Genomic DNA, 14,980 nt, shown 5'->3' with positions numbered 1-14,980 from the left:
GATCCCTCCGGCTCCCGGACGGATCGGCCTAGGGTGGCCCGCGACCTACCCAGGGAGCAGCTTCATGACCGATCCGGCCGGCGGCGCGTTCGACGACACGTCCCTCACGCTCGTCATCGTCCTGATGGCCGCGGGGGCCCTCGGAGTCATCGTCTTCGGGGTCTCGACGGCCTCCCGCAGGCTGCTCGGCATCCGCGTCGGTCCGCTGCGCGCGCTGTCCGCCGGGCTGATGGGACTGGGCGCCCTCCTCGTCTTCAACGAAGTGGTGCGCGACGAGCAGGACCGGGGGGCGCTGTCGACGATCCAGATCCCCCTGGCCCTGTTCGCGGCGATGGCCACCCTGGTGCTCGTCGAGGTGTTCCTCCCCTACGGCAGCTGGACGCGGCCGCTCCAGGTCCTGCGCGGGCTGGGCGACCGGATGCGACGGGCCCGCCGCTACTCCCAGATCAGCCGGATCTTCATGCGGCACGGCCTGAGCCGGATGCTGCGGGGCCGGTCGGGATGGGAAAGGGCCCTGAAGCCGGGCGAGTTCGGCGAGCGCTCGGCCCGGTCGGCGCGGCTGGCGCTGGAGGAGTGCGGCGGGGCGCTGATCAAGTTCGGCCAGGTGATGTCCACGCGGCGCGACCTGCTGCCGCCCCACTTCATCGAGGAACTGAGCCGGCTCCAGAGCGACGTGCCCCCGGCACCGTGGCCCGAGGTCGAGGCCGTCCTCCACAAGGAGCTGGGCAAGCCGGTCTCCGAGGTCTTCGAGTGGATCGAACACGTGCCGCTGGCCGCGGCCTCCATCGCCCAGGTGCACCGCGCCCGGCTGCGCGGCGGCCCGACGGTCGTGGTGAAGGTCCAGCGGCCGGGGATCCGCGAAGCCGTCGAGCGGGACCTCGACATCGTGCTCACCATCAGCCGGAGCCTGCAGACCCGGGTCCGCTCCGCGCAGGCCCTCGGCCTGCGCGAGCTGGGCGACGGATTCTCCGAATCGGTGCGCGAGGAACTGGACTTCCGCATCGAGGGCCGCAACGCGGTCGCGGTCGCGCGGGCCACCGGGGCGCACGAAGAGGACGCGCCCGTCCGCATCCCGCGGGTGTACTTCGAGTACACCTCGGCGCGGGTCCTGGTGCAGGAATGGATGGAGGGGGTCACCCTCGACCGGGCCGGACCGGTCGCCGACGCGGCGGGCCTGGACCGCAAGGCGCTGGCCAGCACCGCCTTCGCCGCCGTCCTCCAGCAGATCCTGCGGGTGGGCGTCTTCCACGCGGATCCCCACCCGGGCAACATGCTGCTGCTCGACGACGGCCGGATCGGGCTGATCGACTTCGGCTCCGTGGGGCGCACCGACCCCTCGGTCCGGCTGGCCATCCAGGAACTGCTCGTGGCCGTGGACCGGGGGGATCCGGCGGGGCTGCACGACGCGCTGCTCACCCTGCTCGGCACCCGCGCCACCACCAACGAGGAGCTGATGCCCGACACCGCGCTGCTGGAGCGGGAACTGGGCCGGTTCATGGCCCGGCACCTGGGGGCGGGAGCCCAGCCGGACACCGAGATGTTCACCGCGCTGTTCCGGATGCTCTCCCGGTTCGGGCTGGCCGTCCCGCCGGAGGTGGCCGCCGTCTTCCGGGCCCTGGCCACCATCGAGGGGACCCTCACGCACCTCGCCCCGGGCTTCAACCTGCTGGACGAGGCACGGGCGTTCGCCATCGGGATGCTCACGGAGCGCTTCACCCTGGGCGCGGCGAAGCCCCGTACCGGCGGCGCGGACGGGGACGGGTCACGCGGTTTCGCGCCGCCCGGGCTCTCCTCGCTGGCGCACGGCGCGGCCCAGGAACTGCTCTCCGTGCTGCCGATGCTGCGCCGACTGCCGCGCAGGGCCGAGCGCATCAGCGCCTCGCTGGAGGAGGGCCGGCTCGGCGTACGGGTACGGGTGCTCGCGGACGAGCGGGAGCGGCGCTTCGTCTCCGGACTGATCCACCAGGTGACGGTGACCCTGCTGGCCGCGTGCACGGGGCTGATGGGGGTCATGCTGGTGGTCTTCGGCACCGGCAAGGGACCGCGGGTGACCCGGCAGCTGGAACTGTTCCCGCTGATCGGCTACCACGTGCTCGTCGTCAGCGCGATCCTCATGCTCAGGGCCCTGTACGCCGCGATGCGCCGGCCCGCCTAGTGCTGTGGCCGGGAAGGTGTGCCGGGTCGCGGTGTCCGGTGCGGTGCATCGCAAGGCGGAGGGCCGCGACTCGTACTGGACGTACCGTCGTGGTCCGACAACGCGGCGAGGTGCCGTGCCGGGCGCCGTGACCCGGTGGACCTTTCCGGTCACAGCACTAGGACGGGGGGCGGGCCGGCGGCGGTTCAGAGCCGGACGGGCAGGGCCTCCAGCGGGCGGACGACCACGTTCTGCTGGTAGCGCAGTTCGGCGGGGTCCACGGCGAGGCGGACCTGCGGGAACCGCTCGAAGAGGCGCCGGGCCGCGATCTCCGTGATCACCTTCGCGAGGTGGGCGCCCGAGCAGTAGTGGATGCCGAAGCCGAAGCTGAGGTGGGCGGGCTTGGGGCGGTCCAGGTCCAGCACGTCCGGGTGGTCGGGGAACTGGTGCGGGTCCCGGTTCGTCGACATCACGCTGATGACGACGACCTCGCCGGCCGGGATGGTCACCCCGCCCAGCTCCACCGGCTCGGTGGTGACGCGCTGGAGGGCGTTGCCGATCGGGCTGACGTAGCGGATCAGTTCGTCCATCGACCGGCCCCAGCGGCCCGGCTCGGCCAGCAGCGCGGTCCGCTCCGCCGGATGGGTCAGCAGCGCGGCGATGACCCCGCCCACCAGGCTGGCGGTCGTGTCGTTGCCGCCGGTCATCAGCGCGAAACCGGTCGAGAGGATCTCGGTGCTGGTCAGCCGGCGTTCCGGGTCGGCGTGGATCAGCGCGGAGAGCAGGTCCTCGCCCGGCTCGCGCTCCTTCTCGGCGATGAGCCCGGACATGTAGCGGGACAGCTCCTGGATGTTGCGGTCCAGCGCCCCGGAGCCCTCGGTGGGGGAGTGCGTGCGCAGCGCCGTCGACCAGCGCAGGAAGTCCGGCCAGGCCTCGGCGGGTACGCCCATCAGCTCGGCGATGACGATGACGGGCAGCGGGTCGGCGTACCCGGCGATCAGATCGGGGCCGGGCGCGCCCGCCAGCCGGTCGAGCAGCTCGTCGGCGATCTGCTCCACCTTCGGCCGCAGGGCCTCGGCCCGGCGCGGGGTGAACGCGAAACTGATCGCCCGCCGCAGCGGTGTGTGGCGCGGCGGCTCCAGGTTGGCCAGGTGGTTGGCCTCCTCCGGCGGCGGCGTCATCGTACGGCCGGTCCGCTGCGACATCAGCTGGTAGTGGACGTGGATGTCCCGGCTCAGCCGGGGGTCGGCGAGCGCCGCCTTGGCGTCCTCGTACCGGGTCACCACCCAGGCGCGGCCGCCGTCGGGGAAGGACAGCTCGCGCACGGGGCTCTCGCGCCGCACGTACTCCAGGACCGGATAGGGGTTCTGGGTGAAGTCGTTGGTGAGCATCCAGTACTTGGAGAGTGCCCGCGTGCCTGTCATGTCCGTCCTCCGTGCCGTCACCGGGAGCTGCCCATGTCCGTCGGCACGGTAGGCGGGCCCGGCCCGCGGACGCAGGTCTGGTCTCAAGAGTTCTATCTGCGCTCGGAATTGGGGCGTCCGGACAGCAGGATCTATGCCGATCGGTAGATGTGGCGGGTCACGGCCCGCTCCTAGGCTCGATTGCGCCCGCCGGACACCGAGGAAAGTGCTCCGGTCATGGACCGTCCGAAGAATCAACCCGTATGGGGAGTGTGAGTCGTGTGACCGCGACCATTTCGACTTCGACCAAGCGGCAGACCGCCGCCCGAGCTGTTGGCGTGACGAAACTGTACGGCGAGGGCGAGGCCCAGGTCGCGGCCCTGCGCGGGGTCAGCGTGGAATTCACGGCCGGGGAATTCACCGCGATCATGGGTCCGTCCGGTTCCGGGAAGTCGACCCTCATGCACGCCCTGGCCGGCCTGGACAGCATCACCGACGGCGAGGTGTACATCGGCGACGCCGAGGTGAGCGGGATGTCCGACAAGAAGCTCACCGAGCTGCGCCGGACCAAGATCGGTTTCATCTTCCAGCAGTTCAACCTGCTGCCGATGCTCACGGCCGAGGAGAACATCCTGCTGCCCCTGGCCATCGCCGGGCGCAAGCCGTCGAAGGACTGGTTCGACCGGGTCGTCGACACCGTGGGACTGGGCCAGCGCCTCGGCCACCGGCCGACGGAACTGTCCGGCGGACAGCAGCAGCGCGTGGCCTGCGCCCGCGCCCTGGTCTCGCAGCCGGAGGTCATCTTCGCCGACGAGCCGACCGGGAACCTGGACTCCACCTCGGGCACCGAGGTGCTCAAGTTCCTCCAGCACTCGGTCCGCACGCTGGGCCAGACGATCGTCATGGTCACGCACGACCCGCACGCCGCCTCGTACGCGGACCGGGTGATCTTCCTGGCCGACGGCCGGATCGTGGACGAGCTGCGCGAGCCGACCGCGGACGCCGTGCTCGACACGATGCGCTCGCTCGACGGCAAGGTGCGGGTGGCCTGATGCTGAACGCCACGCTCAAGAGCCTGCTGTCACGCAAGCTCCGGCTGGTCCTCTCCGGCCTGGCCGTGGTCCTCGCGGTGATGTTCGTGTCCGGCTCGATGGTCATCAAGGACACGCTGAACCGGTCCATCGACGCCCAGTTCAACGGTGCCTACGACGACATAGCGCTGCACGTCGCGCTCAAGCCCAAGGTCGCGGCCGACACGGGCGAGACGGCGGTCGTGTCCCCGCTCGACGCGGCGGCCGTCGCCCGCGTGGCCAAGACGGCCAACGTGGCCGCGGCCAAGGGCCTGGTCCTCGCCGAGGGCGCCCGCGTCCTCGGCAAGGACGGCAAGCTGGTCAAGGACACCGGCGGCCCCCGCTACGGCGAGAGCTGGCGCGGCGAGAGCAAGCTGATCACGCTGCGCTCCGGCCACGAGCCGCGCACCGACACCGAGGTCGCCCTCAACGCGGCCCTGGCCGAGAAGGCGGGCCTCGCGGTCGGCGACCCGGTCAGCGTGCTCACCACGGAGCCGAAGCGGACCTTCACCGTCGCCGGGATCTTCGGCTACTCCGGTGACCGCGGCTCCGTCGGCGGCGAGCAGACGGTGGCCTTCAGCGAGCCGGTCGCCCAGCGGCTGATGCTCGGCCGGGCCGACGCCTACTCCGGGATCAAGGTCGACGTCGCCCCCGGGGCGTCCGTCGCCGCCGTACAGTCCGCGCTGTCCGCGGACCTCGGCGACGGCTTCGAGGTCCTGACCGGCGAGCAGCTCGCCAAGAAGGCCTCGGACAAGTCCCGCGGCATCCTCGACATGATGAACCAGCTGCTGCTCGGGTTCGCGGCGGTCGCCGTGCTCGTCGGCGTCTTCCTGATCGTCAACACCTTCTCGATCATCATCGCCCAGCGGATGCGCGAACTCGCCCTGCTGCGCGCCCTCGGCGCCGGCCGCGGCCAGATGATCACCTCCGTACTGGTCGAGTCCTTCGTGGTCGGCCTGGTCTCCTCCGCCCTCGGCCTCGCCGCCGGCATCGGCATCGGCGCCCTCGGCGCCGACCTGCTGGCCGGTGCGACGGACGGCCTCAAGGTCGGATCCCTCGCCGTGCCCGCGAGCGCGGTCGTCACCTCCTTCGCCGTCGGCATCCTCGTGACGATGCTGGCCGCGCTCTTCCCCGCCGTACGGGCCTCCAAGGTCCCGCCCATCGCGGTGATCCGGGCCGCGGGCACCGCGGAGGGCAAGCACCGCAAGCAGACCTGGACCGGGGCCGTCCTGCTCGGTCTCGGCGTCGTCCTGCTGGCGCTCGGCCTCTTCGGTTCCAGCGGGGTCGCGACGATCCTCTCCGGCGTCCTGCTCGCCTTCGTCGGGGTCGCGCTGCTGACCCCGCTGTTCAGCGGGCCGTCGGTGCGGGTGCTCGGCGCGCTGTTCTCCCGTTCGCTGCCCGGCCGGCTGGGGCGCAGCAACTCCGCCCGCAATCCCCGCCGTACCGCCATCACCGCCTCGGCGATGATGATCGGCGTCGCGCTCGTCACCGCGATCAGCACGGTGGCCGCCTCCTCCGAGGACAGCGTCACCAAGGACATCCGGCGGGACCTGAAGGCCGACTACGTGGCCATGGGCGAGGCGGGCTCGGCGGGCTCGGCGACCATCGACCCGGCCGCGCTGACCCGGATCGCCGCGGTGCCGGGGGTCAAGGCCGTCGCGGCCGCGATGCTCGACACGGCCACCGTCGGCAAGGAGACCCAGCCGGTCAGCTCGTGGCAGGACTGGGCCAAGGCCCGCGAGGTCCTCGGACTCCAGGAGTCGAAGGGATCCATCGAACCCCCCGCGGCCGGCACCGTCGTCATGAACGAGGCCACCGCGAAGACCCGTGGAGTGGGCGTCGGCGACAGCCTCACCCTCCAGCTCCAGCGCGGCGACGCGCACACCTACAAGGTCGCCGGCATCTTCAAGGACTCCTCCCTGACGAACAGCGTGGTCGTGCCCTGGGCCGACGCCGGGACCGGATTCCGCGGCACCCAGCCCTCGCAGGCCTACTTCCAGCTGGACGACGGCGCCGAGGCGGGCTCCGTACGGCCGCAGATCGAGAAGCTGCTCGCGGACAGCCCCGAGGTCACGGTCAAGACCAAGGCCGAGATCATCGCGATGTTCAGCGGCGGCATGGCCATGATCCTCACCGTGGTCCAGGGGCTGCTCGGCGTCGCGATGCTCATCGCGGTGCTCGGCATCATCAACACCCTCGCCCTGTCGATCCTCGAACGGACCAAGGAGATGGGCACGCTGCGGGCGATCGGTCTCAGCCGCGGCCAGACCGTCCGCATGGTGATGACCGAGTCGGTGGTGATCTCCCTCTTCGGCGCGGTCCTCGGCATCGTGGTCGGCGCGGTCCTCGGACTCGCCGTGGCCCACGCGATGAAGGACCAGGGTGTCAGCGAACTGTCACTGCCCTGGGGCCAGATGCTCGCCTACCTCATCGGTGCGGCCGTCGTCGGTGTCATCGCCTCCATCGCCCCGGCCCGCCGCGGCGCCCGGCTGAACGTACTCACCGCCATCAGCCACGGCTGACCGGGCGGCTCCGGCCGGCGGGCCGGAGCCGCAGGCGCCCCCGGGGGATGTCCCCCGGGGGCGCCGCGGTGTGCCCGCGCCCCCGCGGGGAGCGGCGCATCGGCAGCTTCCTGCACGTTCCATTGCCGCTCCGGCGCCGGTCGGCTGACATGGTCGATGTGGTCCGCAGAGAGACAGGGGGCGAGATGCACGAGCGTGAGTTCCGCGCGTTTGTGTCCGTAGCGGAAATCGGACGTATGGATCAGGCCGCGAAAGCACTGGGATATTCGCAGCCGGCCATCAGCTATCAGATCAAGTGCCTGGAACAAATGCTGGGTACGAAGCTTTTCACGCGGGATTCGACGGGCGCGAGGCTGACCAGGGAGGGCCGGATGATCCTTCCCTCGGCCCGGGCCGTGCTGGCCCTCATCGACAGCATGAAGGGCGTCTGCGCCGTGTGACCCGGCGCCGCGTGAACCGGCGCCGCCGGGCCCGGCGGCGCCGGCCCGGAGCCGGGTCGCCGACGGGCCCCGTGGGTCCCGCGGCTGCCGGGGCCTCAGGCCGCCAGGCCGCTGTCCCACACCCAGGCCGCGATCCCGACCCGGTTGCGCACATCGAGCTTGCGCTGGATGTGGGCGACGTGGGTCTTGGCGGTGCCCGCCGAGATGAACAGCTCGGTGCCGATCTCCGCGTTCGTCAGCCCCTTGGCCACCAGGCGCGCTATCTCCGTCTCGCGGTCCGTCAACGACTCGATCAGAGCGGCCGACTTGGGCTTCACCGGGCTCTGCAGGTGCTTCAGCAGGCGGACCGTGACGGAAGGGCTGATCATGGTGTCGCCCGCCACGGCGGCGCGTACCGCCTCCACCAGCAGCGCGGGTCCCGACCGTTTCAGCAGGAAGCCGCACGCCCCGTTGTGGAGCGCGGTGTGGACGTACTCGTCGAGGTCGAAGGTGGTCACCACGACCACCCGCACCGGGTCGGCGACCTCGGGGCCGGCGAGTCTGCGGGTGACCTCCAGACCGTCCAGGCGCGGCATGCGGATGTCGGCGAGCACCACGTCCGGCCGCAGGATTCCGGCGAGTTCGACGGCCTGCAGGCCGTCCACGGCTTCGCCGACGACTTCCATGTCCGGCTGGGAATCCAGGATCAGGCGGAATCCCATGCGAACGGATTCCTGGTCGTCGGCGAGAAGTATGCGGATGGTCACGGTCGGTACCGTATCCGGTGATCACTTCGGGCAGCCACCGGAATCGTATTCAAAGATTCTCTGCGGCCTTCGGACGGGAACCGGCCCCTGCCAGCATCTGGGTTGATGGACGTCGAGCGCCGAGCGCGGTGCGTTTCCCCGTTTTGGAGTGGTGACTGGGCATGGCTCACGCCGGAAAACTCAGAGTGCTGGCCGCCACCGCGGTGTCGGCGGCGCTGTCGTTGACACTGCTCGGTGGTGAGGCACCCGCAGTGAGCGGGGACGGCCTGCGGGCCGACCCCACGCGGGTGGCCCTGCCGGCCGCCGAGGCCGGGGACCCCGGCCGGCCGTCCTGGCCGGACGGCACCTTCGGCGAGGCACCCGCGCAGGGTGCGGCCGCCGGGCCGGGCGCCGAGCCCGGCGCGCGGCCCGCCGGTCCCGCGGACGGGGCCGCCCTGGCGGACGCCCGTCCCGAACTGTCCGCCACCGGCGGCGCGGACACCGCCGCCTACGAGTTCCTGATCGCGACCGGCGCCGACCCGCGCACCGGTCAGGTGACCTCGTCCGGCTGGCAGGCGTCCCCGCGCTGGAAGGTTCCCGCGGGCCTGCTGAAGGACGGCGGCCGGTACACCTGGACGGTCCGGGCGAAGAGCCGCACCGGCCGGGTCGCGGCGGACGCCCCCGCCCGCTCCTTCGCCGTCAACCAGCGCCTCGGCGCACCGGCCGCGGGCGCCGCGGTGCCGGCCGACTCGCTCGGCCCGGTCACCGTCAGCCTGGCCACCGGCAACGTCACGGCCTCGGTCGCCACCCCGCAGGTCGGCACCGGCTTCGGCCCCCTGGGCGCCACCTTCACCTACAACTCCCAGGCCGTGCAGACCTCCGCGGGACTGACCGGATCGTACTTCGCCGGGGATTCCGGCTCCGGCATCGCCGCCGGTGAGAAGCCCGCGGCCGTACGCACCGACGCCCGGGTCGACTTCGCCTGGGGAGCCGGGGCGCCGTACCCGGACGCCGACCCCGCCGCGGTCTTCCGCGCCCGGTGGACCGGCACGATCAAGGTGCCCGAGGACGGGCGCTACCGGCTCGGCGGCACCTACGACGGCGGCCTGCGCGTCCTGGTCGACGGCGCGGTGGTCCTCGACGACTGGAACCGCGCCGCCGCCACCGGTGACCGCGCGGTCTACGGCCGCGAGATCGCCCTCAAGGCCGGCCAGAGCCACCGGATCACCGTCGAGTACCGCCGCCGGGCGGCGGGCGGCGGAGCCGCGCTCTGGGTGAGCGGCGCCGGACGCACCGCCCCGGTGCCCGCCTCCTGGCTGCGCCCGGCGGGCGAGGTCCTGCCGCCCGGCTGGACGGTGACCCCGGCCGCCGCACCCGCACCCGCACCCGCCCCCGCCGCCGGGGCCGCGGCGAACGGCACGCCGAACGGGGCGGCGAACACCGCGCCGAACACCGCGCCGAACGGCGCGGCCCGGCAGCCGGACCCGCTCACGGCCGCCGCCGGATCCCTGACGGCCGCCACCACCGGCCGGCCCGACCTGGCCCCCGTCGCCCCCCGCACCCCCGCAGGCGACCGGGCGCACCCCGGCGCCACCCACCGCAAGACCGCCGTGCGCGCGGCGGCGGGCGCCGCGGCGGCCGACGCGCAGCGGCCCCGTACCGAGGGCACGGCGGCCGCCATCGCGGCCGCCGAGGAGGACGGCCTCGCCTTCCTCTACGCGGGCAGCCAGGAGTGCGAGGGCAGCGGCGCCCCCACGGGGTACGTGTGCGCCGTCCGGGTCCCCGGCGCCGGTGTGACCCGGCTCGTCTACCGCTCCGGCAAGCTGACCCGCTTCGTCAACCCCGGCGGCGAGACCACCGACCTCGGCTTCACCGCCGACCACCTGCTCACCACGGTGCGCCCGCCGCTCGTCACCGACTGGGTCGCCGTCGACCCCGCGCGCCGGGACCAGGAGGCGTCCCGCTACCGGATCGACTACCGGCCCGGCACCGCCGAGGCCCAGCGCCTGACCGGCCCGGATCCCGCGGGCACCCCCGGCCGCCCCGACGCGCGCCCGCAGCGCACGTACGCCTTCACGCCCGGCACCACCCGTCTCCAGATCGCCGGGGTGAGCACCCCGCAGGGCTGGACGCGCGAGGTCACCCTCGACCCCGCGGGCCGGGTCCTCTCCGACACGGACGGGACCGGGCGCACCCGGCGCTTCACCTGGACCTCCGCCGACCAGCAGGCCTCGGTGACCGACCCCGCCGGACGGCTGACGACCACCGTCAGCGACGAGTACGGCAGGCCGGCCGGCAGCTACGGACCGGGCCCGCAGCAGTGCTTCGGCCCGGACCTGCGCCCGGTGAGCCCCGCCCCCACGGGCTGCGCGGGCGTCCCGGCGCAGACCACCTCCTACGGTCCGGCGGACATCACCACGGAACGCCAGGACTCGCAAGGGGTGCCGAACCAGACGGTGCAGACCCAGCTGAACGAGTTCGGGCTGCCCGTCGCCACCGTCGCGGATCCCGCGGGCCTGGCCCTGAAGACCGGCTTCCGGTTCGACGAGTTCTTCCGCCCCGTGGCCAAGGTCCAGCCCAACGGCGTCACCCAGGGGTTCGGCTACTACGGAGCGACGGAGAGCGCCGACAACCCCTGCACCCAGGAGAACGACCCGGCCCCGCAGCGCGGCCTGCCGAAGTCGGTCGAACTGCCGAAGTCGGCGACCGGTACGGCGCGGACCGAGAAGTACGTCTACAACTCCCGCGGTCTGCCCGCCGCCGTGACCTTCGGCGGACCCGACTGGACCTGCATCCAGTACGACGACCGCGGCCGGATCACCCGGATGTCCATGCCGGGGAACTCCAGCCTCGACGCCTGGACGGTCGACTACCACAGCGCCTACGGCGGTGACCCGCTCACCCTCAAGGCCGTCCAGCACGACCACTTCCTGCTCAACACCGTCGACCTGCTCGGTCGCGCGGTGCACTTCACCGATGCCCAGGGCGTGGGCACCGACACGGTCTACGACCGCGCGGGCCGCGCCGAGCAGGAGCGGGTCACCCCGCCCTCGAAGGCCGACGCCGTGCAGGTCAAGCGCACCGCCCACGACGCCGCGGGCCGCATCCTGTCGGTCGCCCTGGACGGGCGGCAGCTGGCCGCCGCCGAGTACGACACGGCCGGCCAGGTGCAGCGGGTCCGGTACGCCAACGGCACCCGGCTGTCCGTGGACCGCGACGAGGCGGGCCGGATCACGGCCAAGAACTGGACCCTGGCGGACGGCACGTCCGTCCCCACCGCGGTGACGCGCTCGCGGTCGGGCACGGTCGTCGACGAGTCCGTCGACGGCCGGGACGGCCTGCCCGGAGCGCCCGACTTCCGCTACGACGCCACGGGCCGGCTGGTCACGGCCTTCATCGGCGGCCACGAGTACGGCCGCGACTTCACCGCCAAGGCCCCGGCCGACTGCCCGGCGGGCAGCAGCCCGGACGCCGGCCGCAACGGGAACGTGACCGGGACCACCGACCGCACGGCCGCGGCCACCAAGGTCACCGGCTACTGCTACGACGAAGCCGACCGGCTGCTCGCCACCACCGGCCAGGACACCTTCCGGGACGGGACCTACGCCCTGAACGGCCACCTCACCGGATACACCGGGGATGGCAGGAAGATGACACAGCGGCAGGACGCGGTGGAGCGCTACCTCGGCTCCGCCGTGACCGGCCCCGGCGCGGCGGACGTCACCTACACCAAGGACATCGCCGACCACCTGATGGCCCGCAGGGCGACCTCCGCGAGCGGCGCCCAGCAGTACCTCTACGGGCACACCGACATGGCGAACCCCGACGCCGACCTGGTGCTGGGCACCGACAAGCGGGTGCAGGCACGGGTGATCGGCCTGCCCGGCGGAGTGATCCTGTCCGCCAAGGGCGCGGCGAACCCCACGGGCCGCACCACCTGGAGCCTCCCCACCGTCCGCGGCGACATCTTCCTCGTCGCCTCCGACGAGGGCCGCCAGGCCGGGAGCCGCTACCAGTACGGCCTCACGGGCGAGCCGCTGGCTCCCGACGGCACCGTCGACCCGCAGCGGGTGCCCGACAACCTGCCCGGCGACTACGACTACGGCTGGCTGGGCCGGTACCAGGTGGCCACCGAACACCAGGGCGCGCTGTACAGCGTCGTCCTGGACACCCGGGTGTTCAACCCCGCCATCGGCCGGTTCTCCGCCCCCGTCGCGGCCGGTCCCTTCCTCAACCCCTACGAGTACGCGGCCGGAGACCCGGTCAACCACACGAGCACAGACGGCTACAGCCTGGACGTGGAGAAGGAATGATGACGACGCCCTTTACCGACGCCGACACCGAGATCCTGGAGACCAACGGCTCGCGCCTGGTCCGGGTGCGCCCCTGGGCGGGCAGCGACCACCGGTCCTGGTTCACGGCCAACGCGCGGGCCCTGCGCTCCGCCATGTACGAGCACGCCGCCGTCATGGTGAAGGAGAGCGGCCTCGTCCAGCAGTCGGAACTCGCCGAGATCGCCGAGGAGATCGGCGGCCGGACGCTCGACTACAACGAGCGCTCCACGCCGCGCAGCCGGGTCACCGGCAAGGTGTACACCTCCACGGAGTACCCGGCCGACCAGAGCATCCCGCAGCACAACGAGAGCGCCTACTCGGAGAACTGGCCGCACAACCTCTTCTTCTTCTGCGCGCTCGCCGCGCGGAGCGGGGGCGAGACGCCCGTCGCCGACAGCGCCGCAGTCCTCGGCAAGCTCCCGGCGGACCTGGTGCGCCGCTTCGAGGAGAAGGGCGTCCTCTACACCCGCACCTACCGCAAGGGCATGGGCTTGTCGTGGCAGGAGGGCTTCCAGAGCGACGACAAGGGGTACGTCGAGAGCTACTGCGCCGACCACGACATCCAGACGGACTGGGACGGCGACCTGCTGCGCACCCGCCAGCGGCGCGCGGCGGTCATGGTGCACCCCGTCACCGGGGCGAAGGTCTGGTTCAACCAGGCCCACCTGTTCCACGTGAACGCCCTGCCGGAGCCCGTCCGCGAGGGCCTGCTGGAGATCTGCGGCGAGGACGGTCTGCCGCGCAACGCCTACTACGGCGACGGCACCCGGATCACCGCGGACGAGATCGACACCATCCTCGGGGTCTACGGCGAGACGGTGCTGGCCGAGACCTGGGGGACCGGCGACCTCCTGATGATCGACAACATCCTCACCTCGCACGGCCGCCGCCCCTTCACCGGGGACCGCAAGGTGCTGGTGGCCATGACCCAGCGCGAGGCGGCGTAGGCATGGCGACGGCCACCGAGCCGGAGGCGCTGACCGGCATCGACCTCACGGATCCGCGGACCTTCCTCGACCGGAAGGACGAACTGGTGCCGATGTGGCGCCGGTTCCGCTCCGAGAGCCCCGTCCACTGGCACCCCGTGGAGGACCGCCAGGTCCCCGGCTTCTGGGTGCTCTCCCGGTACCACGACGTCATGGACGTCTACCGCGACAACAAGCGGTTCACCTCCGAGCGGGGCAACGTCCTGGCCACCCTCCTCGAAGGCGGGGACTCGGCGGCGGGCCGGATGCTGGCCGTCACCGACGGCCGGCGCCACCGCGAGCTGCGCAACCTGCTGCTCAAGGCGTTCGCGCCGCGCACGCTGGAACCCGTCGTCGACGGAGTGCGGCGGCGGGCCGACCGGCTGGTGCGGGAGGCGGTGGCGCGGGGCGACTGCGACTTCGCGCAGGACGTCGCCGAGCACATCCCGATGGCGACCATCGCGGACCTGCTCGGCGTCCCCGCCGAGGACCGGGACTACCTGCTGTCGCTGACCAAGCAGGCCCTGAGCGCCGAGGACGCGGAGCAGTCGGACGAGGACGCGCTCGTCGCGCGCAACGAACTGCTCCTGTACTTCTCCGAGCTGGCCGAGGACCGGCGCGACGACCCCCGCGACGACGTGGTGAGCGTCCTGGCCACCGCCACCATCGACGGTGAACCGCTGACCGAGCAGGAGATCGTCTTCAACTGCTACAGCGTCATCATCGGCGGCGACGAGACCAGCCGGCTCTCGATGATCTGCGCGATGCGGGAGCTGATCGAGCACCCGGAGCAGTGGCGGCGCCTCACCTCGGGCGAGGTCGCCGTCGAGACCGCGGTCGAGGAGGTGCTGCGCTGGGTGACCCCCGCCATGCACTTCGGCCGCCGCGCCCTGACGGACGTGGAGATCGGCGGGAGGACGATCCGGTCCGGGGACGTCGTGACCCTCTGGAACAGCTCGGCCAACTACGACGAGGAGGTCTTCCACGACCCCGGGGTGTTCGACCTCGGCAGGACCCCGAACAAGCACGTGTCGTTCGGCTACGGCCCTCACTTCTGCCTCGGCGCCTACCTGGGCCGGGCCGAGATCGCCGCCCTGCTGACCGCCCTGCGCACCCATGTCGCCGAGGCGGTGCCCACCGGCCCCGCCCGGCCGATCCACTCCAATTTCCTGCACGGGTACAGCAGTCTGCCCGTTTCCCTGCGTCCGGCCCGGTAAACCCCCGACCGGCCGTGCGAGCCGAGTGCCCCGCTCCCCGCGAGCGGGGCACTCGTCGTCTCTCCGAGGGGTGTGCGCGCCGCCGCTGTACAGCGCGATGAGCATTCTTCGATATGCGGCTCACGGCGGATCGAAGTTTTTCATGAGCCGGAGGCGGGCCCGCGGTTGAT

Annotated in this window: 9 protein-coding genes; 7 read left to right on the top strand and 2 right to left on the bottom strand. The window is 72.4% G+C overall.

The features are described from left to right. The first annotated feature begins 64 nt into the window (after nt 1-64). Nucleotides 65-2,155 carry an ABC1 kinase family protein gene (locus OHS33_RS12710; RefSeq protein ID WP_330330509.1) on the top strand — a complete coding sequence of 697 codons (2,091 nt, stop codon included), beginning with the start codon at nt 65-67 and terminating at the stop codon, nt 2,153-2,155. A gap of 185 nt (nt 2,156-2,340) precedes the next feature. Here OHS33_RS12710 and OHS33_RS12705 read toward each other — a convergent pair whose 3' ends face one another. Beyond that, entirely contained in the window at nt 2,341-3,558 is a 1,218-nt protein-coding gene (locus OHS33_RS12705; protein WP_330330508.1) for a cytochrome P450 family protein, read from the bottom strand. A 242-nt stretch (nt 3,559-3,800) separates the two neighbouring features. On the opposite strand from OHS33_RS12705, the gene OHS33_RS12700 reads away from it, so the two are divergent. The 3 genes from OHS33_RS12700 to OHS33_RS12690 all read left to right on the top strand — a co-directional run bounded on the left by OHS33_RS12700 (nt 3,801) and on the right by OHS33_RS12690 (nt 7,569). After that, nucleotides 3,801-4,589: an ABC transporter ATP-binding protein gene (locus OHS33_RS12700; RefSeq protein WP_330330507.1), complete on the top strand. Its 789-nt coding sequence runs from the start codon at nt 3,801-3,803 to the stop codon at nt 4,587-4,589. After that, nucleotides 4,589-7,129, top strand: coding sequence for an ABC transporter permease (locus OHS33_RS12695; protein WP_330330506.1), 2,541 nt, complete (start codon nt 4,589-4,591; stop codon nt 7,127-7,129). Before OHS33_RS12700 ends, OHS33_RS12695 begins: the two co-directional genes overlap by 1 nt. Nucleotides 7,130-7,314: 185 nt before the next feature. After that, nucleotides 7,315-7,569 (top strand): LysR family transcriptional regulator, encoded by a 255-nt coding sequence (locus tag OHS33_RS12690; protein ID WP_330330505.1) that lies wholly within the window; start codon nt 7,315-7,317, stop codon nt 7,567-7,569. 95 nt (nt 7,570-7,664) lie between these two features. On the opposite strand, the gene OHS33_RS12685 is transcribed toward OHS33_RS12690, so the two are convergent. After that, a complete protein-coding gene (locus tag OHS33_RS12685) occupies nt 7,665-8,315 on the bottom strand; it encodes a response regulator transcription factor (RefSeq protein WP_330330504.1) in 651 nt (216 codons plus the stop codon). 161 nt (nt 8,316-8,476) lie between these two features. On the opposite strand from OHS33_RS12685, the gene OHS33_RS12680 reads away from it, so the two are divergent. The 3 genes from OHS33_RS12680 to OHS33_RS12670 are packed head-to-tail and all read left to right on the top strand — an operon-like array spanning nt 8,477 to nt 14,810. Then, entirely contained in the window at nt 8,477-12,607 is a 4,131-nt protein-coding gene (locus OHS33_RS12680; RefSeq protein WP_330330503.1) for a PA14 domain-containing protein, read from the top strand. Then, nucleotides 12,607-13,575, top strand: coding sequence for a TauD/TfdA family dioxygenase (locus OHS33_RS12675; RefSeq protein ID WP_330330502.1), 969 nt, complete (start codon nt 12,607-12,609; stop codon nt 13,573-13,575). The genes OHS33_RS12680 and OHS33_RS12675 overlap by 1 nt, the downstream gene beginning before the upstream one ends. Nucleotides 13,576-13,577: 2 nt before the next feature. Continuing rightward, nucleotides 13,578-14,810, top strand: a complete 1,233-nt coding sequence (locus OHS33_RS12670) for a cytochrome P450 (RefSeq protein ID WP_330330501.1) — start codon at nt 13,578-13,580, stop codon at nt 14,808-14,810. The last annotated feature ends 170 nt before the right edge of the window (nt 14,811-14,980 follow it).

Source organism: Streptomyces sp. NBC_00536 (genome assembly GCF_036346295.1).
In the GTDB taxonomy this organism is placed as follows: domain Bacteria; phylum Actinomycetota; class Actinomycetes; order Streptomycetales; family Streptomycetaceae; genus Streptomyces.
The sequence above is the reverse complement of the archived record's forward strand: the minus strand, read 5'-3'. Positions and strand labels throughout refer to the sequence as shown.

Coding starts and splice junctions, on each gene's coding strand:
- OHS33_RS12690 (WP_330330505.1), top strand. CDS start 7,315: ATGCACGAGCGTGAGTTCCGCGCGTTTGTGTCCGTAGCGGAAATCGGA.
- OHS33_RS12710 (WP_330330509.1), top strand. CDS start 65: ATGACCGATCCGGCCGGCGGCGCGTTCGACGACACGTCCCTCACGCTC.
- OHS33_RS12670 (WP_330330501.1), top strand. CDS start 13,578: ATGGCGACGGCCACCGAGCCGGAGGCGCTGACCGGCATCGACCTCACG.
- OHS33_RS12695 (WP_330330506.1), top strand. CDS start 4,589: ATGCTGAACGCCACGCTCAAGAGCCTGCTGTCACGCAAGCTCCGGCTG.
- OHS33_RS12705 (WP_330330508.1), bottom strand. CDS start 3,558: ATGACAGGCACGCGGGCACTCTCCAAGTACTGGATGCTCACCAACGAC.
- OHS33_RS12675 (WP_330330502.1), top strand. CDS start 12,607: ATGACGACGCCCTTTACCGACGCCGACACCGAGATCCTGGAGACCAAC.
- OHS33_RS12680 (WP_330330503.1), top strand. CDS start 8,477: ATGGCTCACGCCGGAAAACTCAGAGTGCTGGCCGCCACCGCGGTGTCG.
- OHS33_RS12700 (WP_330330507.1), top strand. CDS start 3,801: ATGGGGAGTGTGAGTCGTGTGACCGCGACCATTTCGACTTCGACCAAG.